The 23,291-nt window shown below is 35.9% G+C and carries 23 protein-coding genes; 4 read left to right on the top strand and 19 right to left on the bottom strand.

The window, feature by feature from the left end; genetic code table 11:
- Positions 1-287: 287 nt before the first annotated feature.
- The 10 genes from RCP16_RS07495 to RCP16_RS07450 form a co-directional block, all read right to left on the bottom strand.
- The gene (locus RCP16_RS07495) at positions 288-695 is read right to left on the bottom strand and encodes a hypothetical protein (RefSeq protein WP_069328836.1); all 408 of its coding nucleotides are present in this window, start codon (positions 693-695) and stop codon (positions 288-290) included.
- A 75-nt stretch (positions 696-770) separates the two neighbouring features.
- Complete coding sequence (locus RCP16_RS07490; protein ID WP_139129275.1) at positions 771-1,130, bottom strand: hypothetical protein; 360 nt, start codon at positions 1,128-1,130, stop codon at positions 771-773.
- Between the two features lie 213 nt (positions 1,131-1,343).
- A complete protein-coding gene (locus RCP16_RS07485; RefSeq protein WP_308642036.1) occupies positions 1,344-2,111 on the bottom strand; it encodes a nucleotidyltransferase domain-containing protein in 768 nt (255 codons plus the stop codon).
- A gap of 213 nt (positions 2,112-2,324) precedes the next feature.
- Positions 2,325-3,263, bottom strand: coding sequence for a serine hydrolase domain-containing protein (locus RCP16_RS07480; RefSeq protein WP_308642035.1), 939 nt, complete (start codon positions 3,261-3,263; stop codon positions 2,325-2,327).
- A 298-nt stretch (positions 3,264-3,561) separates the two neighbouring features.
- Entirely contained in the window at positions 3,562-4,215 is a 654-nt protein-coding gene (locus tag RCP16_RS07475; protein ID WP_308642034.1) for a hypothetical protein, read from the bottom strand.
- A gap of 134 nt (positions 4,216-4,349) precedes the next feature.
- Positions 4,350-4,892: a hypothetical protein gene (locus RCP16_RS07470; RefSeq protein ID WP_308642033.1), complete on the bottom strand. Its 543-nt coding sequence runs from the start codon at positions 4,890-4,892 to the stop codon at positions 4,350-4,352.
- Between the two features lie 359 nt (positions 4,893-5,251).
- Positions 5,252-5,848 carry an AbiTii domain-containing protein gene (locus RCP16_RS07465; protein WP_308642032.1) on the bottom strand — a complete coding sequence of 199 codons (597 nt, stop codon included), beginning with the start codon at positions 5,846-5,848 and terminating at the stop codon, positions 5,252-5,254.
- Positions 5,849-6,094: 246 nt separating this feature from the next.
- On the bottom strand, positions 6,095-6,982 hold the full coding sequence (locus RCP16_RS07460) for a type I restriction enzyme HsdR N-terminal domain-containing protein (protein WP_308642031.1): 888 nt from the start codon (positions 6,980-6,982) through the stop codon (positions 6,095-6,097).
- A 377-nt stretch (positions 6,983-7,359) separates the two neighbouring features.
- Positions 7,360-8,310 (bottom strand): pectate lyase, encoded by a 951-nt coding sequence (pelA, locus tag RCP16_RS07455; protein ID WP_308642030.1) that lies wholly within the window; start codon positions 8,308-8,310, stop codon positions 7,360-7,362.
- A 207-nt stretch (positions 8,311-8,517) separates the two neighbouring features.
- Entirely contained in the window at positions 8,518-9,123 is a 606-nt protein-coding gene (locus RCP16_RS07450; protein ID WP_308642029.1) for a pentapeptide repeat-containing protein, read from the bottom strand.
- 327 nt (positions 9,124-9,450) lie between these two features.
- Here RCP16_RS07450 and RCP16_RS07445 point away from each other — a divergent pair, with 327 nt between their 5' ends.
- The 3 genes from RCP16_RS07445 to RCP16_RS07435 all read left to right on the top strand — a co-directional run bounded on the left by RCP16_RS07445 (position 9,451) and on the right by RCP16_RS07435 (position 13,874).
- Positions 9,451-11,085: an S-layer homology domain-containing protein gene (locus RCP16_RS07445; protein ID WP_308642028.1), complete on the top strand. Its 1,635-nt coding sequence runs from the start codon at positions 9,451-9,453 to the stop codon at positions 11,083-11,085.
- A gap of 288 nt (positions 11,086-11,373) precedes the next feature.
- The gene (gene cyoE / locus RCP16_RS07440; RefSeq protein ID WP_069328616.1) at positions 11,374-12,285 is read left to right on the top strand and encodes a heme o synthase; all 912 of its coding nucleotides are present in this window, start codon (positions 11,374-11,376) and stop codon (positions 12,283-12,285) included.
- Between the two features lie 248 nt (positions 12,286-12,533).
- Positions 12,534-13,874, top strand: coding sequence for an N-acetylmuramoyl-L-alanine amidase family protein (locus RCP16_RS07435; RefSeq protein ID WP_137222038.1), 1,341 nt, complete (start codon positions 12,534-12,536; stop codon positions 13,872-13,874).
- Between the two features lie 148 nt (positions 13,875-14,022).
- Here RCP16_RS07435 and RCP16_RS07430 read toward each other — a convergent pair whose 3' ends face one another.
- Entirely contained in the window at positions 14,023-15,147 is a 1,125-nt protein-coding gene (locus RCP16_RS07430) for an NADH:flavin oxidoreductase (RefSeq protein WP_308642027.1), read from the bottom strand.
- A gap of 186 nt (positions 15,148-15,333) precedes the next feature.
- On the opposite strand from RCP16_RS07430, the gene RCP16_RS07425 reads away from it, so the two are divergent.
- Complete coding sequence (locus RCP16_RS07425) at positions 15,334-15,927, top strand: TetR family transcriptional regulator (protein WP_308642026.1); 594 nt, start codon at positions 15,334-15,336, stop codon at positions 15,925-15,927.
- A gap of 35 nt (positions 15,928-15,962) precedes the next feature.
- Here RCP16_RS07425 and RCP16_RS07420 read toward each other — a convergent pair whose 3' ends face one another.
- The 8 genes from RCP16_RS07420 to RCP16_RS07385 form a co-directional block, all read right to left on the bottom strand.
- Positions 15,963-16,625, bottom strand: coding sequence for an SGNH/GDSL hydrolase family protein (locus RCP16_RS07420; protein ID WP_308642025.1), 663 nt, complete (start codon positions 16,623-16,625; stop codon positions 15,963-15,965).
- Between the two features lie 108 nt (positions 16,626-16,733).
- A complete protein-coding gene (locus RCP16_RS07415; RefSeq protein WP_175425201.1) occupies positions 16,734-16,883 on the bottom strand; it encodes a hypothetical protein in 150 nt (49 codons plus the stop codon).
- 95 nt (positions 16,884-16,978) lie between these two features.
- Positions 16,979-18,205 carry an MFS transporter gene (locus tag RCP16_RS07410; RefSeq protein WP_069328621.1) on the bottom strand — a complete coding sequence of 409 codons (1,227 nt, stop codon included), beginning with the start codon at positions 18,203-18,205 and terminating at the stop codon, positions 16,979-16,981.
- 148 nt (positions 18,206-18,353) lie between these two features.
- Positions 18,354-19,022, bottom strand: a complete 669-nt coding sequence (locus RCP16_RS07405; protein ID WP_308642024.1) for an ROK family protein — start codon at positions 19,020-19,022, stop codon at positions 18,354-18,356.
- Positions 18,986-19,363 (bottom strand): hypothetical protein, encoded by a 378-nt coding sequence (locus tag RCP16_RS07400; RefSeq protein WP_308642023.1) that lies wholly within the window; start codon positions 19,361-19,363, stop codon positions 18,986-18,988. Before RCP16_RS07400 ends, RCP16_RS07405 begins: the two co-directional genes overlap by 37 nt.
- Positions 19,364-19,564: 201 nt before the next feature.
- The gene (locus RCP16_RS07395) at positions 19,565-20,197 is read right to left on the bottom strand and encodes a LysE family translocator (RefSeq protein ID WP_308642022.1); all 633 of its coding nucleotides are present in this window, start codon (positions 20,195-20,197) and stop codon (positions 19,565-19,567) included.
- Complete coding sequence (locus RCP16_RS07390; RefSeq protein WP_308642021.1) at positions 20,198-21,019, bottom strand: AraC family ligand binding domain-containing protein; 822 nt, start codon at positions 21,017-21,019, stop codon at positions 20,198-20,200.
- 227 nt (positions 21,020-21,246) lie between these two features.
- Positions 21,247-23,253 carry a TerD family protein gene (locus RCP16_RS07385; protein ID WP_273594041.1) on the bottom strand — a complete coding sequence of 669 codons (2,007 nt, stop codon included), beginning with the start codon at positions 23,251-23,253 and terminating at the stop codon, positions 21,247-21,249.
- Positions 23,254-23,291: the final 38 nt, after the last annotated feature.

Below are 23,291 nucleotides of genomic sequence, written 5' to 3'. Positions count from 1 at the left end.
GAATTTTGAAGAAGAGATCGATTCGTAAAGAACGATCTCTTCTTCTATCATACACAGAATTGAGGGCTATTTCAATTATTTTACAATTGAAATGGAACTTCCCCATATTCGATTACATGCTTTGGAAAGTCAAAACTGTTGTCTCTTGGAGAGAGATGCCCAGACGATTTGGAAGCTAAAAAAACGCCTGACATTCTTTTTCGTCTATCGAATCAGAACGATCCATTTGATTCCTTATTTTTTAGTTAATGTCATGTTATTAAATATTGCCTCTTCTTTGAAAATATTCATTTCTCTTTCTGTTGGTTCTTGTAAATTAATGGCTCTATAAATTTACGCTTTGGAATCGTCCCCTCTATTAATATCAATTCTATTCCAGTGTATGAGTCATTGTATAGGTCTGTTATACAGCTATGTTCTTCTTCTCTAAGTTCCATTCCAAATATTTCAGTGAAATAAATAATCCATTCACCATTAATATAATTAATAGATGCTTGCGGATTAGGCTCGAACATGTCCCTAATTAAATAATTACTTTCTATACTTAAGCCTATCCATTCATTCTCTTGATTAAAAAGCAATTTACATACCTTATCTGCTTCTCCACCAGTATTCAAATGAATACATTGTTCTCGTGAGTAGAAGTAAAGGTAAATCAATGTTAAATCGCTTTGATTAATTAAAGTGATTTTCATTTTTTTATCCTTTTTTTATTCTGTTATCTGGAGAATATACTTTTATTAGCTACTTTTTCTAATATCCTATATCTTCTAAATAGCAATGTACTCACTCTCAGTAAGACTTAAGAATTCAATATCATCACAATAAAAATGGATGATTCCATTCTCGTAATCTTCGACTTCATATTTCATTGGGTAATAGCCGTTTTCTGTTAAATCTTTAATATTAAATCCACTTATTTGAGTTAATGTTCCTCCAGATTGAAAACGCAAAGCCTCTACGTTAAAAAATCTTATAAGTAATTCATAAGTTTTTCCATTTTCTTTGATTAAGAACGTTATATCAAGTATAGAAGTATTTTCAAAATATTTGTTTTGAATAACTTGAAAATATAAGTCTGAAAGCCACTCAATTGTATGGATTGAGAAATTATTGATGATAGGTTTCATACTTTCTATATTCCTGATCATTATTGAGAATGCCCCTTAAATATTCGATTTGCATGGTAACTTTTCTGTATTCACGACCCGACATTATGTCACCTCAGAGTCGATACTTATAGCTGTGAGACTGTTTAAAACTTAATGAATAGATATCTTGACAAGATCTTAACTGGATGCAATCAATCGATTCTTAGAGTGACTCAGAGCTTCAATAGGATTTTAGTATAAAGAATTTCTAGAAGCAGCCATTGCATTTAGAGTATTCTCAAAATAACAATATACTTCATCTGCCCTTCCTAAAAACTCTTCAAGACCTACATTGCTATCCAAGTAACAAGCGTACAGATAATCAACTAAAGCCGAGTCAATCTTACAATAGTCTAATATAGCATTTTTCATCTTAACCATATCATCTTCCCATACACCTGTATCTTCCAAAACCAAAGAGTATAATGCACGAATTAATCGCTTAGAATAACCTTTTATATATCTCATTTTCATTTTGGGATCACTAGCATTAGAAAGTGAATGATGTATACGATCTACTTCATCTTTGGTCTCTTTATTTAAATCTACAATGAACTCAGGAGAAATGATGATCGGCGGTACTTTTTCACCAATGTCTTGACCGTATACGCAGACACAAATGATCTTTACCCAAAACCCCCACTCATTTGGTTTACTTAATACATCGTCCATTGAGCAAATGATTGTATCAATTTTAGTGAGTATTGGATATTCTTCCAAAAGTCTGTTTTTAATCTTTGACAATCTTTCGTAATCTATATCTTTGGGATCTAGACATACAATCGTAAAATCTGCATCTGATTTAAACGGTGTAGCTGTTCCTTTTGGGATCGAGCCGCACATATAAATGCTATGAATCTTCCCTTTAAATTCGGTGAGTACATTATCTATATACTTATCAACAAAATCTTTATATTCACTTTGTATTGTAATTCTATTGATAACCTTTTCTAATATCATGTAGACTCCCCCTCAACTAAAAACTTCTTCTGACTAAAATACGTGCTTTCCTGATATTCAGGTATCTTAATTCACTCCAATAAACGTGTCATTTAACTTAGCCGATTGGACGTATAAGTCCGAATACATACTTCCAATATTTCCTTTGGCGACCAAAGAGCGCATATGACAATGTATGAACTTTTTATTAGTAGATGTGCTAATTTCTTTGTGTTATCGCAAAAGTTCTGCAATCGCTTTTAATGGTTTTAGGGTATCACCGTATGTATCACTTGTTAATGCGACGACTATATTTTGAGAATGATCCACACAGATATACTGCCCGCCCATACCCATAGCAAAATAAAAAGAGTGCTCTAAAGATTCATTGGCTACCCACCAGTGATGACCATAATAACCGATATCATCATATGTTAAATACTTTGGTTGGGTTGAAGTCGCTATCCATTCTTCACTAAGTAGTTGTCGTTTCCCACAACGTCCCTTGTTTAAGTAAAAGTAGCCGAATTTTTGCATATCTTGTATAGACATATGTATCCCAAAACCACCAATATGAACTCCCTGAGGATCTACATGCCATATGAAATCTTTCATCTTCAAACTAGAGAATAGATACTTTATTGCGAAATCTTTGGCACTCATTCCCGATACCTGTTGAAGTATTGCTAATAATAAATGGCTACAGCCAGAATTATAGTTCATTCTTTCACCAGGTTCGGCATTTAATGGGCGTTCTAATATATAATCAACCCAGTTCGAACTATGTATCATGGCTGGCCAGCCATTCCATTCTCCTAGCTCTGGCCAATCAAATCCTGCACTCATACTCAATAAGTGCTCAATGGTAATGCTTTGTTTTCGGATATCTTTATCCTGTTGAAGCGATGGAAAATAATGAACAATGGGCGTGTGAAGATCTGAAATCAATCCTTGTTCAACAGCAATTCCAATTAAGCATGAAGTAATACTTTTCGTACACGAGTTGATTTTGTGGAGCTTATCTTTTGATTTATTGTTTCTAAAATATTGAAGTACAATATCTGAACCTAGGCTTATTAGACAACTTTCTATTTTTTCCTTTTTTAAATAGCTAATAAATGATTTGATTTTTTCATCGTTGATTTGAGACTGATTCAGAGATTCAATGATCATAGGCTTGCTCCTATTCATTATAAGGTTTATGTTTTATATCCACGAAAAGAAAGATGCAAAAGATTAAAAACTTACTGTCCTAAAATACTCCATATAAGCAACTGACTTTGACTTTAAATTGCTCGTTAGTAACTAGCTTTTAGGCACTAAATTATCAATAAATTCTTGACGGTTTTTTTACAGGGTTAGCTGATTATAACTCACAACCTAGCGTGTGTTGGTTGTCCGATAAATGTTGATCCAGAGAACTCATATCATGATTATTAAGTTATCGGAAGTTGATTTTTTAAAGAGTTAGCTACAATTTATCGTTTATATATACTTCACTATTATAACTATCAATCTCTATATTATTTAAAGCACACTCAATAATTTGTTGTAGTATTTTATTTTGAATATGTCCTTTAAACAATAACCACATACTAGTCGAAAATTTAAATACATTATCTTGTCCTATTTTTAGCGGTATAATACTATAATCTAGCAATTTATATTCTGGGTTGACTTTATGTAATTCCTTTTTAATTTCATTTATGAATTTAGAACCTGACCATTCTCTAGAAGTACTATAAACTCCATTTAGTCGAGTGGTTTTTTCTCCTTGAATTTCTGTTTCTGACGTTTCTATCGCTTCTTTAGAATATGGTTTCATTTCGTTTATTTGACTATCTATAGATTCTAATCTTTGATTAATTAATGCTAAAGTTGTTGAGACGTGTCCGTCTAATCTTGCAGAACTATTATTTTGTATAATTGAAACTAATATGGCTACAATACCAAGTATAATTGAAATCAAGCTTCCGCCTATTGATAAAATATTAGTGACATTTTGATCTGTACTAATTCGTAGAGATAGTATTAATATAATTAAAAAAAATAAGATAATAACTGACCATACCATATCTCTATATGTCCACTTAATTTTATCATTTTTATTTTTTTTAATTACCATTATTATTTTTCCTCCTAATGTAAATATATTTAAGGAAGTTTCGATAACGTTCCTTTATTCACGACCTAATGTATGTCGGATATCCAGCGAACCACTGATCTAGGATATATGAATATTATCTGTAGTGTTCTTTCTTAGGTTAAGCTTTCGCCATTTCTATACCAAATCAATTCTGGAAAACGCGGTTCTTTTACCCCTGTTTCAAAGTTTATAAATAGTCCATGGGAGTATTGGAGTTTATTAGGTCGAGAATTATCTGTATAAATTTTTAATTTTTTTTCGTCAAACCTACGACTAGTTAGGTTTGTTGTTTTTTTCATTTCAATTATCAACAAATTCTTATCATTTCTTCCTCTTTTGTGCACTATAATATCAGGATAAATCGAAACTATTGAATATTTAAATCCATCAATTTTGGTTGTGTTTCTGAAGTTTCTATTTAACTCCTCACATTCTTCTTTTAATAAAAGAATATTTTTCAATCCGTTACTTTCCTCTATATTTTTGTTGTACTCACAGTCAACATTAAACTCAGGATATTCTTCTTGTAGATATTCAGCTAATTTATGAGCAATAGTTCTCTCATTCAAATCGTTCATCAATAAATAACAATCGTATTCAAATAGTTTAAAGATAGCGTTGTTGATCTTGAGTTGTATAGTTTTTTCTATGATCATATATGTCTCCTTTTGATTATATTTGGAAATTACATATAATCTTCCTGTATTCAAGAACCAGATTATACTGGGTTTCCAACGAATGTTGAATCAGGGAAGTATGCCTGCAGAGTGAATATTTTTTTATAAGATGTCAGCTTCTTCTGCGATTTACCTATAGCTTTTAGTTCTTATTAATTAAGTTCATTTCAAGAAATTTTCTAACCAAGAAATGATATTTTTCCAAAATAAAAAAAGAAAAATAAATCCGATCATAAATGATACTATGGCTGATATTAATACTGGATGTCTTTCTATGAAATTTTTTTAGTATCTTTTTTTCATCATGATTAGATTGTAACTGATATCCAATATTTTATTTATTTTGTTTTTATTACTAATTTTGTTTTTACTCCTATTTCAATTGAACCTTTATAGATTATTTCTCCGATATTATAAATGACTTGTTCCTTTTTTTGTTTGTCTTTTTCTATCTGAGTCTTAATATCCAAATCATCAAGATTCGTAAACTGTCTTTCTAGTTCCATAATCACTTCTACTAGTTTTGACTTTACAAACGACACAATTCCGTCTAGATGGTTAGTTGAAAGCATGATTCTCATTGATGCTATTTGAAGGGTCTCAACTGGAATAGCATGACAATAAGAAGTAAAAATCACTCTTCCATAGTTATTACGATTTTCTCCATTTAATATAGTTTGAATTACAGCAATACTATCAGTAATATTTAATGTAATTAGTTTGTTGATTTCATCTAAATTCAATAAAGAATGAATGGGTACTGCTGCATTTGTATATTTAAATTTATAATTCACCAAAAATGTTCCAGTTGGACTTCCTTTAAAAATTCTATATTCAGGAATATATTCAACCTCTTTGTATCCTTGCAACTCACCATTAACCCATCTCATGATTGCTTGATTATCAAGATCAGATAAAATTATTTTCAATCTCAATAAAATATTCTAAATGTTTACACTACCATTCACTAAATCTTTAAGTAAGTTACTTCTTGCTATGAAGACACCTTCTTTTATTTTTTTATATTATTAGGCGTACTCTCTATAACGTTTCTGTCTTCATTACCCATCGAATGTTTGGCATCCGACGCGTAAATATTATGTTATCGTAAGTTATAAAATCCATTGAAGTTAGTTAATTATTTACCATTATAAAAGAATAATTTCATTGTAAATTGCACATTAAAAAATTTGCTTGATAATGAGTGGCATGAAAATTTCATCATGGTTCTCTTCTAAACTTGTTCCTAATTTACAATTTATGCTCACATAATATCTCATATCAACAAATCTAACCTCTGTTACTGAATCTGTTATTGGTTCTATTAGCTTGAAAAAAGCTTCATCTGGAATTTTATCTTTCATATCCAAAAAAGTATTATGGTTAAAATCAAAAGAAACACAGTAATCATCTTCTTGCTTAATGCTTGTTGCAAATGTATACAAATCATTATTCAATTTTGCTAGAGATATAATAGGTACTTGTAAAAAATGAAGTCCTTCAAAAGATTCAAACCCTAACCTTTTTAAGTGCAGTCCAAAGTCTTTATTCAATTTGTTATACTTATTACAATTGAGTAATAGTTGTTCAGGAGATAAAAGTCTTTTTAAGTCTGCCCAATAAAGTGGTAGATGCTCCATTTTGAAATGTAGTATAGGTTTATACTCACTAACATGATATAAAACAAATTCTCTTCCGTTACACAAAGCATAATATAAAGCTTTAACTTCACTATGCATAGCATATGAATAAGCTTGCTCTAAGTATTTGCGATCTAATATATTTTTTGTTGGTCTCTTTGCTTCCAATATCCAACGCGGTTGCTCATCAATTTCCATTATATAGTCAGGAATGATATTAATTTTTTTTTGTTTACTACCAATTGAAACAAACGGATGAGTTAAACTACGACTTCGAATTATCTTATTATTTCCGTATGCATTATATCCAAGTGACTTAATAATGGGAAAAATAATCTCTTCGCGTACCGAATCTTCACCAAATTCAGCATCATTTAGTACTTCGTATTTAAAATCTTTAAGTGGATTAAAAACTTCTTCCTTATTCATAATCATTCCGCCCTTAATTTATTCAAAATCTCATTTTTAGACTATATTATAAGTCCCTATAACGTTATATTTACGAACTTTCTAATGTTCTTTTTGAAAGTCTGTCTAATTACGATTACTCACATGTGTATAGCATCCTATTGTTCATACACTTTAGTATGCAAGTAATTCTTGAACATACCAAAGATCTGTTCTATTTTCCAGAAGGGGAGTTGCAAATGAATGCCTTGATGAATGGGGGTTACTCCTTATATTATCACTTTCTCCGATATTCAGGAAATTATTTTTATCGAAATAGGGCATTTAGATGATATTCATCTAAATGCCCCATTCCTTCAGCACCCATCATTATTCTTCAACATATACCATACATTCTATCAGCTTGGTGACCAGTTACCATACCACGCATAACCCGTTCTTCTTTCCTGATCAATATCGCTCAATTTGTATTTCACAATACCATCACGTCCGACAAAGATAGGTTTGTTCGTGTTCAATTCATAAAATCTTGCCCAGATCGGCTTGGTTACACTGGCATCGTTTACTACGATCACATCGTTATTTTCTTTCACCACTTTGATCCCTACAATTTGTACAGCTTTGAACCAATCTTCAGCCGCTTTGATCGAATTCGCAATTTGTGAAGTGGAAGGTCTGGTTTTGAGGAATTTCACAATCGTTGCGCTCTCTTTGGAACTGAGTGAAGGGACTTCATAGATGCGTGCGGCGGCAGGTTTGAGTGTACTGGAATCATGTTGTTGTCCCCATACAGTCAATTTGCCTCCTGAAGTGACTTGAGTTTTCAAGATGCAACTAACTCCTTTATCCACAGACTGTTTACTTTTGCTAGCTAGATTGCTGTCGATAAAGGCAAAATCGCCCTTTTTATTGCCGACGTCATCTAACAAAACCATAACGTTAATCATCGCATCATCATTGTACGTAATATGCGTATGGTAGCCTGAACTTTGGTATACTTGCGGCCATCCTCCATTCGCATATTGCATATTTATTAGAAAATTAATCCCTTTGATTGCAGCCGCTGAATATTTGCTGTCTTTGGTTTTGGTGTATTCACTGGCCAGTCTACGAATCTCGGTATATGTAGCTTTGTTGTCGATCGTAGACTTCGCCCAGTCTCCACTGGTTTCAGCGTAGTCTTTTTTCCATCCGCCATCGGCTTGTTGATTTTTGATAATATCTGCCAGACTGGCTGTAGTGCCTGAAGCATCTGCCGCCATTACAGTTGTCGTAGGTGATAATAAAGCGACCGGTACAGAAAGCAACATCGTAAACGCCAACGCAATCGATATTCTATTCTTTTTCATTAGTTGAATCTCCTTTTATATACATTATTTGATAACGCTTACAATCTTTAATAGCGATCTTATTATAGTTTGTTATATATGTAAATGTTTTCCTTTTAATATCATATTAGATATAAAAAAACGGATCAAAGCTATGTGTATAGCTCGATCCGTTGATTTCATTTTGTTATTTATACTTATTTACACACCAGTCTAGTCTTATAACGCTTACTCGATCTTAGCGCCCAAAGAACGCGCTACCAGAACAGCTTGTTCTCGATCCATACGAGTATTTTTGATCACCAATACTTTCAGATCTACCCCTTCAAGATTAGCCCCTCTAAGGTCTGTGCCATGCAAATTAGCTTTGATCAATACAGCACCAGTGAGATCACATTTTCTTAAATCTGCAAATGACAAATCTGCGTTGGAAAAGTCGGTTTCATAGAATTTAATGTCTTTTAAATCTTGCTTTTTGAATATCGTATAACTCAAATTCGTGTACGACCAATCACCTTGATTGAGCGTGATTCCATCCATTTGAGCACCGGCAAAGTCTGAACCTGTCATTTTGCAAAAGTTAAATTTGGATACAAATAGATTAGCTCCGGTGAACGAGCAATTTTCAAATGCGGATTCGGTATGGATCGAACCATTCAAAGTGGCTCCTTTAAAATCGCATTCGATAAATCGGCAGTAACTGGTTTCTATTTCATCCATAGATACATTCATAAAAGTACACTTTCTGAACGTACAGCGTACCAATTCTCCGTACCGCAAATCTCGTCCATCAAATTCTACAGCATCGTATTCTTGATCTTTATATTGATACACAATAGACCTCCAATATCTTCAACATCATATCAACCATCCATTTTAATATATCATATAGGTGTCAAGTCCCCGCTTAAATCAAGCTAAAAGTCAATTCCTTTTTTAATAAAAGTACGATACCGTTTTGACAAATGAATAGAACTCATGCTATGGTGAAAGCAATTATATGATCTGGATTGTAACCGCTTACGTGGGCAAAACCATTATGACTATTTTGCGAAGAAGACTGTTTTCTTGCAGATATCATTTTTGGTTTTGCCCTTTTTTGCGTAGCTTCGTTTGAATAGACATTCAGATAAATCCCAAGATACTCAAGGAGGAATTACGATGAGGAAAAAAATAAATGTTAGTGGAGTCGCAGCCCTGACTTTGTTAATGACTACTATGGCTTTAATACCGAACCCTTCAAGCGCAGAAGCTTCTTCTGTATCATCGGTCGTTGCAAATACATATATTGGTGATGCTGGTACGATGGTGGAGTCTTTCGATATCGCTGTTGACGATATAAGTAAATATGATCGTCTGCAAGCCAGTGACTTTGACATTACAGGTAATTACAATGGATATCCGCTCAATGAAGCAGGTGAAATTGTACAGAATGATTACACAAACGACGGCATCGAACTATCGATTAAAGATCAAATGATTCATATGAAAGTGGAATCTTTTCGATATCCTGGTGGTAATCTAGCTCCATTCGCTGTCAAAAGCAGTACCTATCCCGAACTGTCTTTTACCAAAGACAATGTGACTAAAGTGAATACACGTACAGTCGATGATTTTAAATCCAGTTCATTTACAGCAAGCGATGGAACGACATTACCTTATCGTTTCAAAGAAACTTCTTCTACTGAACCTCAACCTCTAGTGGTCTGGCTTCATGGTGGTGGTGAGTTCGGAACAGACAATACCAAGCAATTAACAGAGAACCGCGGAGCAACGGTCTGGACAGAATCAGGGCAAGATACTTCGGTGCTTGCTGTACAATATCCGCAAAACTATGGCTGGGCGATCTACAACAATCCAGTAGAATTATCGCAAATGCAAGCGTATTTCACTCTTCAATATGAACTGATCCAACAATTAGTTGATGAAGGAAAAGTTGATCCACAGCGAATCTACTTGGTAGGTGTATCTAGTGGTGGCGGTGGTGCACTACGTTTTATGATGCAGTATCCTGATCTATTTGCAGGTAGCATTGTGATTGCAGCCAAAGATGCTGTTGCCGATTATAAAGGAAGCGTAGAACCATTCAAACAAGCATTACAATCGCTAACCAACGTTCCGATTTGGCTGATCCATGCTGAAAATGATCCAACGACCGATAGCCGCACGACTAAGCTATCTTATCAAGCTTTAACCGAATTAGGATCAACCCAAGTTAAAGAAACGCTGTATAGTGATGAATGGATGAAAGAACAACATTTGTATGATAAAATGCTACACTGGTCATGGGTTCCTGCGTTGAACAATGCTGAGGTTATTGACTGGTTATTTGACCAATCTCGTTCCAATTCAGTAGCTAATTCAAAGCTAGCAGCGGATAAAATGGTTACTCGTGCTCAACTAGCAGATGCTTTAGCACATGTTCTGAAGCTATCTGAATCTACATCGACAACACCATTTGTAGACATTGTCTCGTCTGATATGACAAAACCAATTCAACAGGTGGTTGCGCAAGGTTTGATGAAAGGAACAACATCCAACACCTTCGCACCTGATGAACAAGTCACTCGTGCTCAACTGGCTACCGTGGTCTCAAATTGGAGCAAGATTACAAAGCCATCTCTAGAAGTAAAACATGCTAAGATATCGACCGATGTACCTCAGCAACACTGGGCATATTCCTCGATTGTAGATGTATTACAAATGGGACTAATGGAAAATGATACAACAAATCAATTCCATCCTGCTCAATTGGTGACAGGTCAAGAAGTTAATGATCTGTTATCTCAGATGTGACAATTTTAATTTAAAATAAAAAAAACAAACACCAAAACGGTATCTATACAAAAAGATACCGTTTTTTGTTGCTTCTACAGCGGATTTGGGCTATTTTTAATAGATATGACTTGTATCATATTGATGTATTTTTCACAATTCAATTACGGAGTGTTCTAAAATTGTTCACATTTAAATGACATTATTATTAACGAAGTCAAGTTACAGAATTCACCTACTATAAAGAGTGATATAATTACTACATTATATCGTATAAAATTTTAATTATATAGAAATGGGTAGATGATAATGATGAATAATAGTGCGCAGTCTAACATTACAGTGGAGTACAGTTCAATACCTAAAGCTTTTTTTGATACAATCAAAGTCGGTATTATCAAATCTAATCTGATTGCTGTTATTGCTGGTTTATGTATGGCACTTTATGTATTTAATGAATCCGTCTGGGGACAAATTGTACCGATTATCCTCGCTATGGTTGGATCGACTTTGATTATTGCTTCCGCAGGAGCATTTAATAACTTGTATGACCGGGATATTGATGCCATTATGGAACGAACCCGAACCCGTCCAACCGTTACTGGCCAAGTGGATACCAAAACAGGTTTGATTATCGGTTTTACGATGACAATTTTGGGTGCTATTGTATTGTATATGGCTACGCCAATGGCGGCTGTGTTCGGTATATTGGGACTTTTTCTGTATGTCGTTCCCTATACCATGTGGACAAAGCGTACAACAGTCTACAATACGGAAGTTGGTAGTCTTTCTGGAGCTGTGCCACCATTGATTGGTTGGTGTGCGATTTCACAAGATTTGGGGCATTTCGAAATTTGGGCACTTGTCGTAACAATGTTACTATGGCAGATGCCGCATTTCTACGGTATTGCGATTCGCAGATTTGATGAATACAAAGCAGCAAGCGTTCCTATGCTTCCGATCGTTAAAGGAATCAGACGCACGTATATTCAGACCAATGTATATATCGTATTGCTTTTATTCTCAAGCTTTCTGTTCTGGACATTAAGTCCTTATGTGACTCTCGTATCTTTTGTCGTAACACTAGCATGGTTGATTCTTAGTGTATCCACATTCAAAAAATACGAAAACAAAAAATGGTCACACAAAATGTTTATCTTCTCGATCAATCATATTACGATTATCTTCTTGATGATTATTGCGTACTGTTTGATCGCTTAATAGATCATAGGTACGTGATGATTAGAGCTATAATCGGTTCTCTCTTCTATAGAGGAATCGATTATAGCTTTTTTTATTTTGCTTTTATTTTTGCATTAGAGAAACTTTTTTTCTTTAGATGAGTTTAACCTTTTAAGTGGAGAAACCGAATATACATAAGTGAGCACTATTCTAACGGGAAAGAAGATGAGATAACAATGAACCGGAATACTCGAAATCTATGGCTAACGATAACATTCGCATTCTTGATGAGCTTTTTCATTTTACTTCCGCAGACAACGACAGCGGCATCTACACAAATTATGTTGGATAACCAGCCTATCGAAGGTGCTGGTGATGTCATGATTACCAATCAGACGACAATGGTTCCTATTCGAGTGATCTCCGAAAAGTTGGGCTATAACGTAAAATGGAAAAAGTCAGATCAACAAGTGACCATATCGAATCCTTCTGCAACAATCAAGCTGACGGTTGGACAGTCTAATGCAGACTCTACCCGTGGCAATGTGGTACTAGAGCAATCTCCATTTATGAAGTCTAATACAACCTATGTTCCTTTACGTTTTGTCGGTACAGAGATGGGATTGAAAGTAAAATGGGATAACACATCCAAAACAGTTCATTTAGAAAAAGTAACTGCTGGGCCGGATACCAATAATGGAGTTACCCCTGATCCCAATAGTACGACTATCGAAGGTATTAGCTACAGTGACAATCGCTTAATGATTTCTTCCAGCGATAAAGTAAATCCAGTAGACTCTGTCCTTACGAATCCGAATCGCATCGTGATCGACTTGCCCAAAACATCTTTCGGTGCAGGGTTTCTACAAGGCACTGAATTAAAACAAGGTGAAGTTGGAACGATACCGGTGACTGGATCAGCAGATGTGAAGCAGATTCGTTACTCTATCTTCAGTAGCCAGCCTTCTCAAGTCCGTGTCGTGATCGATCTTAATCAAAGCAAATCGTATAAACTGTATCAACAAAATGATCTGACTTTTGTCGATCTCAATACCACTGCAACGACCAAACCGGTTGGCTCTGGCGGTAAAAAAGTAGTGATTATTGATCCCGGTCATGGAGATACCGATTCAGGTGGTATAGGAGCTACAGGCGTACTTGAAAAAAATGTAGTTCTAAATGTAGGGAATAAAGTCGCTGCCCTACTCAAAAAAGAATCGCAAATCGATCTGATTATGACACGCACGGATGATACATTTATTCCGTTAGATAGCCGTGTGAAAATCGCTGAAGATGCTAATGCCGATGTGTTTCTTTCCATTCATGGTAATGCAGCTCCTAACAAAGACGCTAGCGGTACCGAAACATTCTATGCCGATACCAAGCGCAGTAAGCTGTTATCTGATATTATTCAAAAACATGTGCTTGCCGCTACAGGGTTCAAAGATCGTAATTCCAAGCAAGCCAACTATCTGGTGATCCGCAAAACAACCATGCCAGCAGCGCTACTTGAAATTGGATTTTTGACTAACAAAACAGAAGAATCCATTATGGTACAAGATGATTTTCAAAATAAAGTAGCGCAAGCGATTGTAGCAGGGCTTAAAGAATATTTGAATATCAAATAAAACTGCTTTGTTTATGATGATACCTAACCTTCTTATCTAATCTATTATTCTATAGCAAAAGTTCTACAGCAAAAAGCGCTCTTCACTATACATGAAGAACGCTTTTTTATGTTTGTGTATTTTTGTGTATAAGATGTGTAGCTTTATTTTAGATCAATGTTGTTAACGATTCAGGTGTGAAATTATGCAATTCTTCCGTGCGGTTCTCACGAATTTTGATCGCCCAATCGGGATCACTAATCAATGCACGTCCGACAGCGACAAGATCGAACTCATTATCATTCAAACGATCTAATAACGCTTGGATATCTTTTTGCTCGGCTCCTTTTCCTTCGGTATATAGCGTTGTGAAATCACTATCGAGTCCAATAGAGCCGACAGTAATCGTTGGCTTGCCTGTTAGCTTCTTCACCCATCCTGCTAGACTTAGATCTGATCCTTCGAAAGCAGGCTCCCAGAAGCGACGTGTGGAGCAGTCAAAGATATCGACACCAGCTTCTACTAACACATCTAGAAATTGACCCAGTTGTTCAGGGGTATCGAATAGTTTGGCTTGATAATCACTCATTTTCCACTGAGATAACCGTATTGCTATTGGATAGTCTGGCCCTACTTCAGCCCGTATCTTTTGAATGATTTCCACAGCGAATTGAGCACGCTTGATAAAGTCTCCACCATATCGGTCAGTACGTTGATTGGTTTTCTCCCAGAAAAATTGATCAATCAAATAACCATGTGCACCATGAACCTGTATACCGTCAAATCCAAGCTTTTGCGCTTGTACAGCCGCATCGACAAAGGCTTGAATCACCTCATCAATCTCTTGCTGAGTCATCGGTTCAGTTACCTGCTTACCATCCAAATCAAGCCCGGACGGAGCAAGCGATGGAGCTTCTGGATGCGGTAAAGAACCTGCTGGACGAGCAATACCCATATGCCCAAATTGCGGGAATATCTTGCCCCCTACTTCATGCACTTGACGTGCCACTTCAGCCCATCCACGTAAAGCTTCTTCTCCATAAAAGTTAGGGATATTAGGTTCACTGATCACTGCTGGATGATCTATATTGGTACTCTCTGTGATAATCAATCCGACTCCCTTTTCAGCCCGGCGACGGTAATAAGTCGCTACATCTTCTCCGGGTACTCCATTGATCGAGAACATACGGCCCATTGGAGCCATCACGATTCGAGTAGGTAACGTTAATGTACCTAGTGTATATGGTTGAAATAAAGCTTCTGTTGAATGAGTTTGTTGTTGTTGATTATTCAAAATAGCACCTCCTGATTGGTATACATCGATCCTATCAAGCTTTGATATGCTCTACAACCAACAATGTTTCTATTATTTTGCTTAAGCAACAGATCGATCATATTGTTGTTTATCTTCTTCATACTTGTTGCTACAAGAAGGTGCGTCTATAATAAATATAACTTAGACCGAAAGCGGTGTATAACGATGGCAAGTGTTCTTTCTCCTAATCCCAATGATCCGCGTGTGATTCGTACAAGACAGTTGATTTTGGATTCATTTTTAGAACAACTTCATACTATGGATTTTGAAACGATCACGATCAGCGATATTACCAAACATGCGACGATTAATCGGGCAACCTTTTATGCTCATTTTCCAGATAAATATGCGTTATTGGAAACGATGTTGTCTGATACTTTTTTACAATTTGTAATCAACAAAGTAGATAATCATATCAATTTAACCGAAGAAATGATTTACGAGTTAGTCATGGCACTGTGTGAATATCATGATTCGAGTATGACTTGTATCAAAAAATACAATTCTGTATCTGCCATTATGGAAGAAAACGTTAAAGTACAGTTAGAGAAATTTATACTCAAGTTAATCACTCAAGAACATACACATGCCGATGAGCATACATTAGCAACAGCAGCGACCATGATTAGCTGGGCAATATACGGAGCGGCTTATCGTTGGAAACAAAGTCATGAACAATCTCCATCTAATTTAGCTGAAAGTGTTGTTCTGATCGTTATGGGTGGACTGAATATATTACATGCAACAAAAAAAGGCTGATAGACCTATCAGCCTTTAGGTTATAACGTATTTTTTTATAATGTTTTCATAAATCCAATGATCCGATTGGCTAATCGCTCATGCCCTTTTTGATTAGGATGCAGTCCGTCAGGTATACCGTTTTCTCCTGTAAAATACATATTTTTGTGAACTTCCAGTAGAGGCTGAATCCCTGCTGTATTCCATAAGTCACAACAAGGAAAAGAATAGAGCGAAGCGACTTCTCGTACAGCTTGAACGTAATCGCTATAGATTTTACCTGTTGTTCTGTTCGGTAAATGCTCAGGTACGCTATTGCTTGATCCATGAGGTGGAGTCAAAAAGACAATTAAGCGATCTGGATAATATTGAATAAGTCCCTCAGCAATATGTTTTAAAGCCCCATAAAAAGTATATGTATCATCGGCAGAAGTATTTATATCTCCAAATTCATTTTCTAATGAGGAGAAATCATTTCGACCTCCCATAAAAAAGATGATATCTGCGTCTCTATTCATATTTTGATATCGTTCACACATCGGTTCCCATCCGCCACTAGATACACTGCTTCCAGAAATCCCGTGATTTTCATAAGAATTCAAACCTAAGCTTTCGCTAACTAAAGCAGGATATGCTTGTTCTCCTTCTTTTAATTCATAACCAAAGGTAATACTATCTCCTAAAAAAACAGCTGTTTGATTCTGATATAATGCACACATATATGTAGCTCCTTTCTTATAAATACTATTACTAATATAGCAAAGGTATTTATAAGAAAGAAAGATTACCAAACACTTGAAAAAAGATTTCTATAATAAAGAGCTTTGTTATAAAGGAAATAAATAAGCAAATGGATCATCTGGTTTAGAGTTCTTCTTGTCCAGATCTGGGACTTTGTCTGTTGCTGCATAACTAGCACCGAATAAAATGACAATACATAATAACATCCATAGAATTAATCCTGAAATGAGTAACATAATACTCCCTTCTTTCTATTCAGTCAGATATACAAACAATTTCCTACTTTAAGTAGATACAGTAGTAATTAGAAATCCGAAAAAATAAGATGCTATTAATAGTGGTTTGATTGTCTTTTTTTGAGTGCTACATTTACAGATTCAGAACTTAACAACATCCCTACTATAAAGATCAGCACGACAATAGGAAACAACTGAATACTCCATTGAGATGCTAAAATACCGAATAGCGGTGGTAAAAAGGTAGTTCCTGTATAAGCAACTGCCATTTGGTATCCAATCAGTTGAGCTGAATTCACTTTACCGAAGCGATGTGGCGTTTCATGGATTAATCCTGGATACACAGGTGCGAAGCCTACACCGATCAAAATCAACCCGATCATACTGGCGATATTAGGTAAAGGAAGTAACATAAGCACTACTCCACTCACTGCGATAATCTGACCTGCCAGAATCAAAATACGATTATTAACTTTCATCGTAATAAAGCCGGTTATCAATCGACCTACGGTAATGCCGCCATAATACAAAGACACCCACAGAGCAGCGGTTTCAGCAGTCATTGATTTAGCACCTACAAGATAACTAGCACCCCATAAGCCGACAGTCGATTCTACTCCACAGTAGAATAGAAATGCAATCAATGTCATCTTTACGCCTTTGATACGGATCGGATGAACTTTTTTTGAATTCACATCTGTAGAAGTATCATTTGTCGGTTCAGATGATGGATCAGATAGGTCGTTATGATCGACTTTGGATTGTTGAAGGTTCGCTACTTTTTTCCAAAGGGGTAAAGTAACCAGTAAGATAAGAACCAGTCCCCATTGAATCATAGATACCGTCGAATATCCTTCACGCCATGATCCATGTTTAGCGATAAAATAAGACATAATGATCGGCCCTGTCATTGCGCCGACTCCCCAGAAGCAGTGCAACCAGCTCATATGATGGGCTTTATAATGATTGGCTACATAATGGTTAAGTGCAGCATCTACTGCGCCTGCACCAAGTCCTAATGGAATAGCTAATAAAGCTAACCATAATAACGAAGGAGCAAATGAAAATCCTAGCAAAGCACTAGCCGTCAACGCACAGCTAAATAATGTAAGCTGACCAGTTCCCCATTTTTTGATGATTGTTCCACTTGCTAGACTGGATACAATCGTACCTGCTGCAATAATCATAGATAATAAGCCAGCAGATTCAAGTGAAGCTCCAATTTGTGGATGCATGACCGGCCATGCTGAACCAAGCAATGCATCGGGAATCCCTAAACTGATAAATGCAAGATAAATAACAATAAGAAACCAAGTAGCCATCCGACAATACCCCTCCAACATGATAATATCTAATTAAATAAACCAACTTAATAAAGAATATTTATTAAGTATGCAACAGACTGTATTGACTGTCAATATGATCTTACTTTATTTATAAAAAAATACTCTCATTGCGTAATGAGAGTATTTAAATATTCGGAATATGCGATAGAAAGGGTTCTAATGCTTTGAGTGTTAACCATTTCATTCCGATTTCAAAGTCATCATGGAATGAATCTAGGAAAATAAGTTCAGGATAAGAAGGCATAGCACGCTTCACTTGATATGCTTCCCAATACGGAGCCCACTCTTCTTCTTGAATATAACTTTGATACATAATGATCTGTTGTGGCGCTAGAATAGCATTCGTTGTCTGAACTAAATGACACAGCGTTTCTATAAAAGTATCTTTGCTAAGATCGCTTTCCCAATCAATATTGATTGGCAAAAACTTAATCTCTCCTGCCATACCATGTTTCCCTTTGATCAATTGCCCATTCAGATGGATTCCCATACCCGGACAATACTTCTCTGGAAAATACATCCCTACGATACATTGTTCTTGTGGTGAATCCTGCTGTACATAATATCCAGTAATTGCAGCATTAATATCATTTTCCAACACAACTGGAATACCAAAATGAGATTGAATATCTTCACTCATACGCACACCTTGTAGATTAGGGTGACTACTTACAATAATCTGTCCGTCGATTGCTTGTCCCGGGATACCGACTCCTATCACTTTGATGGCAGGATAACGAGCAAGATAATAATCGATCATTTCGTAAAAGCTTTCACGTTCAAAGATCGGCATATGATACTCTTTTTTTCTAAAATATCTTCTCGTAAATTGATAACACTTGCCGAAGTGGTATCTTTGCCTTGCTTTACATTCATATAGATGACCAGAGCCATACTGAAATTATAATTATAACGATAGGTCAAAGCCGGTCGACCACCATTAGAAGGAATCATTTTGTCTTCAGCAATCTCGCCCTGTTCCACTAATTCTTTGATCAATGAGTTAATGGTAACAACACTCAATTGAGTCAATTCAGCGATCTGTGGCTTAGTACCGACTTCGATATCTTTCATCACACGGCGCACATTGCTTAGATTAATTTCTTTGATTAAATGAGTGCTTATCTTTTTCATAGTAACCTTTCCTAATACATAATAAATAGGGTTTATTTAGTATGTGGGAAATGCTATGGACTTGTCAAGACAAGGCATACTATAGAGAACAAACAAAGGTTTTGAACGATCCATTCGTCTTGCTATCCTTATTATAATGGGAGTCAAAGTTATACATAATCGCTCATATAAAACCTACACTTAAAATCACTACCTAAATAATTATAAAGCTGTTTTCACACCAAATCCGATTAGCGCAAGTCCGGTTAACTTTTGGAAAACAAGCTGTACTTTAGGCTTTTGCAATACGTGTTGAAGATGTTGAAGTAATCCGACCAATACGATAAACCAGAGCACAGCAATCAACGTTAGAATCAATCCTAGATACAGTAATTGCTGATGCACATGCCCTTCTGTATTAATAAATTGAGGAATAAAAGTAACATACACGAGCACTGTTTTGGGATTTAAAATATTACTGATCATACCTTGTAACAATGATTCTTTGTAATGCTTGGTAGGCTGATGCATCATCACAGATGAATCGGTAGGTTGTAAAGATTGAATTTGCAAATGACTTCGAGTCAATAATACTCTAATCCCGATATACAATAAGTATGCTGCTCCTACATATCGAATCAGATTGAAAACAAAAACAGATTGCGAGATCGCTACAGAAAGACCTAATACCGCAATACATGTCCAGAACAACAATCCCGTTGCAATACCAATCACAGTATAATAAGCCCCTTTGGCTCCATAGGCAAAATAATTCCGCATAATCAGTACCGTATCTGTACCCGGTAACATCGACATCAACACAGCCATTAATATGTACGTCAACAGATGTTCCATTTAAGAACTCAACCGTTCTTGTCGAAAGACATTGAGATACTGCTTGGGTGTTAGACCGACCATTTTTTTGAAAAACTTGCTGAAATGGCTTTGATCACTGAATCCTGTGTGTATAGCGACTTCGATCAAAGGTGTGCCTTGCTCTAGCAGTTCTTTCGCTTTGTTAATACGTATCGTCTCCAAGTAATTGTAAGGAGTAATCTTTTTCTCATCTTGAAAAGCACGAATCAATTGATATTTGTTATAGCCTATCAGATCACTTAATTCAGCCAGCGTCACGGTCTGCGAATAATGTTGCTCTAGGTAATGACAGACTGTCTGAATATCTGGATGTTGATGAGATACTACATGTGCGTGTTGGATAGACGTATCTGTATATTGTTCAATCAAAGATTGTAGTAATTGCTGAAATAGTGCTTCTTTGGCAAGCTGATCTTCTGCGCTCACAATAGATGAATGTAACTGCTTTAACGTCTGAGTTAATGGATGATCTACAAGTACATTGTGAACAAAATAAGGAAGTTCTCCTTGGTTAAACTCTCGCATCACATCAATACTAACGTTGATACAGCGGTAATCCAGAGTAAGATGATCGATCTGTTCACAGCTATGAATATCATATGGATTAAATAACAGTAAATCACCCGGATTAATAATGTATTCTTTCCCTTTACAGATCAATTGCCTTTGACCCGCTTCAATAAATCCGATCACATAATACTCATGAAAATGAGGAGAAAATTTCTGCATAATACCTTGAAATTGATAAGCTTCTATCTGAAGCTGAGTATCCAAATGTAATGTCCTGAGTTCATTTGTCATCTTGTTATCCTCCTAACCTGCTGGGTTCTGAGTCTATTTTAATCAATATTATTGTTAGAAGTCTTGTACGATATTGCAGATTTATAGAATAGTATAGATCGCATTATCATTAGAATGATAACTTATGTACCTTGTATCGTTGAGAAAAAGTAAAAAAGCCGCTACGTAGAGCGACTTTCTATCTTATGTTGAACATGAATCTATTGATGAACATACAGCACTAACAGTTAACCCGTAGTTAGACCATACATTTTGCAAGCTTCTTCTAATCCACCGACAAAATACGTTTCCGAAGTGGTAAATGCCCATTCCCCATCGATTTTGCGGAATTGCCCTAATACGAGTGTATCACATACTGTACTCGGCATATATTCAAACGTATGATACAAGTTCAGTTCATTATCAATCGTCAATTCCACTTTTTGCTTATACGCATCGAGTGAACCTACAATCACAATTTTCTCGCAATATGCAGGCAAAATGGATAGATCGATATACATCATTTTTTCCCATGCATTATCGTTGATCAATCGTATACATCCACTCGGGTGATCAGTCTGATTGTAGAAAATTAAATCTTCATCACTTTGACATTGATCCGATCCATCGACGAGAAAAGCAGAAATATCGATATCAATCTCGTCTTCTACATCTTTTTTAGATAATTTGAGCTTGAGTTCACTTTCATCAGAGACTCCGATACGTGAGCGCAAACGATCTTCCACTTTGGCTAACTGCATTTTATCCCATATTTCTACATCTAATTGTTCTGCTAATTGTAGCGCAGCACGGCTAAAATAATTTGTTGCTACAACCATATATTTGTCGCAATTGTACATTCTTGCGCCTGCATATACTTCTTGTACAGCTTTGATCGGAACCACATTGCTAAAGCATTTTAACTGCACCGCTTTGCGTACTCCGCCTTTGATCGCAATCAGATCCACCCCATAATCAGGAGCATAAGGATCACTGGTAGGGACTTCGACTTCATAGCCTAATTTGGTAAACAAATCCTGCATATGATACTCAAACGTTTTACCATTTAAAGCGATATCTTCTAACACTTCTGGCGTGAAATTATACGTATCCGTCAGATCAGGAATCCCATAATTCGCACCGATCTTTTCCATGCCAGCATTATAACCGTTCCCGATAGCATTAAAGCGCCATTCTTGCTTGTAGTAGTATAATGCACCCAATTCCAGCGCTGTATTAGAAGCACATGTCTCCATATCAATATGAAAACGAATCAATTCACGATTATCATAAGTGAGCACACGAATATATAATTGTTCAGGTGTACCATCAGGCATAACCAGTGAAAATAGAATCTTATCTTGCCCTGCTTGCTCTACTGCCGATAGATTTACAGTGTATTGCTCCATATCTTCTGTTGGTAATTCTCGTCCATCGACATGGGTCATCCCGATCGTGGATTTATTACCGAAAAAAGCGATATTTTCAGCATCAGCTAATTGATTATTGGCAAGCAACATCGCCGCGCTTAGACATTCCCCTTCGACTGTTTTCCAACCGATTCCTACTTTGAGGTTGGTTTGTTCTACTTTGGATTTGGAGCCTTTGATCACATGTTGTGAATCTGCTATGTTTTCGATCTGACTGATGCGTACTCGTCCATGCATCGGTAAATCTGTTTTGTTCACATACTGCGCAAATTTATTCAACAATTTACGATATAATACCGAAGTGGCTAGACTAGAAATCTTAGGAATATGCGTTAACATAATATTTTTAGGTGGTTTTCCAGCACACCGTAAAGGTGATCCTTTAATCGATACAAAATTCCAGAACATATGCGGTGCATTCATGGATTGAATGACTCGTGTATACGGTGTAACTTCTTCATCTGTAAACCAGATAATATGTGTTAATTCACTGGTATGAAATAGTTCTGCGAATAAATCTATTTTTTCTCCACGTAATGGATCTTTACCGTAAATATGTGTTTTCATATAATGAGAAGCGGTCACTTCTGCAAAATGAGGTAACTTGTAAAAAGATCCTTCGGTCTGGGCGATCACTTCAATATCACCGAACATCGATAACGGTGACAGCTTGGTCAAGACGGATTGCATATTATTACGCTTCATATACCGCTGTAGACTATCGGCTGTATTGATAATAAATATGTACCTCATTTTGGAACCATCTACATCTTGACGGGTTAAATAGGACTGATACGATGCTCTATAGTTAGTGGCAGAACTCATACAAAAACTCCTTTAAGAAAAATATAGAAAAAAAGATA

Origin of the sequence: Paenibacillus nuruki, assembly GCF_963311185.1 — a bacterium.
In the GTDB taxonomy this organism is placed as follows: Bacteria; Bacillota; Bacilli; order Paenibacillales; family Paenibacillaceae; genus Saccharibacillus; species Saccharibacillus nuruki.
This window is presented reverse-complemented; position numbering and strand designations above follow the sequence as displayed.

What these genes read in the sequence shown, in the direction of transcription:
- RCP16_RS07495 (WP_069328836.1), bottom strand. Translation starts at nt 695, where the DNA reads ATGAAAATCACTTTAATTAATCAAAGCGATTTAACATTGATTTACCTT.
- RCP16_RS07490 (WP_139129275.1), bottom strand. Translation starts at nt 1,130, where the DNA reads ATGAAACCTATCATCAATAATTTCTCAATCCATACAATTGAGTGGCTT.
- RCP16_RS07485 (WP_308642036.1), bottom strand. Translation starts at nt 2,111, where the DNA reads ATGATATTAGAAAAGGTTATCAATAGAATTACAATACAAAGTGAATAT.
- RCP16_RS07480 (WP_308642035.1), bottom strand. Translation starts at nt 3,263, where the DNA reads ATGATCATTGAATCTCTGAATCAGTCTCAAATCAACGATGAAAAAATC.
- RCP16_RS07475 (WP_308642034.1), bottom strand. Translation starts at nt 4,215, where the DNA reads ATGGTAATTAAAAAAAATAAAAATGATAAAATTAAGTGGACATATAGA.
- RCP16_RS07470 (WP_308642033.1), bottom strand. Translation starts at nt 4,892, where the DNA reads ATGATCATAGAAAAAACTATACAACTCAAGATCAACAACGCTATCTTT.
- RCP16_RS07460 (WP_308642031.1), bottom strand. Translation starts at nt 6,982, where the DNA reads ATGAATAAGGAAGAAGTTTTTAATCCACTTAAAGATTTTAAATACGAA.
- pelA (WP_308642030.1), bottom strand. Translation starts at nt 8,310, where the DNA reads ATGAAAAAGAATAGAATATCGATTGCGTTGGCGTTTACGATGTTGCTT.
- RCP16_RS07445 (WP_308642028.1), top strand. Translation starts at nt 9,451, where the DNA reads ATGAGGAAAAAAATAAATGTTAGTGGAGTCGCAGCCCTGACTTTGTTA.
- cyoE (WP_069328616.1), top strand. Translation starts at nt 11,374, where the DNA reads ATGATGAATAATAGTGCGCAGTCTAACATTACAGTGGAGTACAGTTCA.
- RCP16_RS07435 (WP_137222038.1), top strand. Translation starts at nt 12,534, where the DNA reads ATGAGCTTTTTCATTTTACTTCCGCAGACAACGACAGCGGCATCTACA.
- RCP16_RS07425 (WP_308642026.1), top strand. Translation starts at nt 15,334, where the DNA reads ATGGCAAGTGTTCTTTCTCCTAATCCCAATGATCCGCGTGTGATTCGT.
- RCP16_RS07420 (WP_308642025.1), bottom strand. Translation starts at nt 16,625, where the DNA reads ATGTGTGCATTATATCAGAATCAAACAGCTGTTTTTTTAGGAGATAGT.
- RCP16_RS07415 (WP_175425201.1), bottom strand. Translation starts at nt 16,883, where the DNA reads ATGTTACTCATTTCAGGATTAATTCTATGGATGTTATTATGTATTGTC.
- RCP16_RS07410 (WP_069328621.1), bottom strand. Translation starts at nt 18,205, where the DNA reads ATGGCTACTTGGTTTCTTATTGTTATTTATCTTGCATTTATCAGTTTA.
- RCP16_RS07405 (WP_308642024.1), bottom strand. Translation starts at nt 19,022, where the DNA reads ATGCCGATCTTTGAACGTGAAAGCTTTTACGAAATGATCGATTATTAT.
- RCP16_RS07400 (WP_308642023.1), bottom strand. Translation starts at nt 19,363, where the DNA reads ATGAAAAAGATAAGCACTCATTTAATCAAAGAAATTAATCTAAGCAAT.
- RCP16_RS07395 (WP_308642022.1), bottom strand. Translation starts at nt 20,197, where the DNA reads ATGGAACATCTGTTGACGTACATATTAATGGCTGTGTTGATGTCGATG.
- RCP16_RS07390 (WP_308642021.1), bottom strand. Translation starts at nt 21,019, where the DNA reads ATGACAAATGAACTCAGGACATTACATTTGGATACTCAGCTTCAGATA.
- RCP16_RS07385 (WP_273594041.1), bottom strand. Translation starts at nt 23,253, where the DNA reads ATGAGTTCTGCCACTAACTATAGAGCATCGTATCAGTCCTATTTAACC.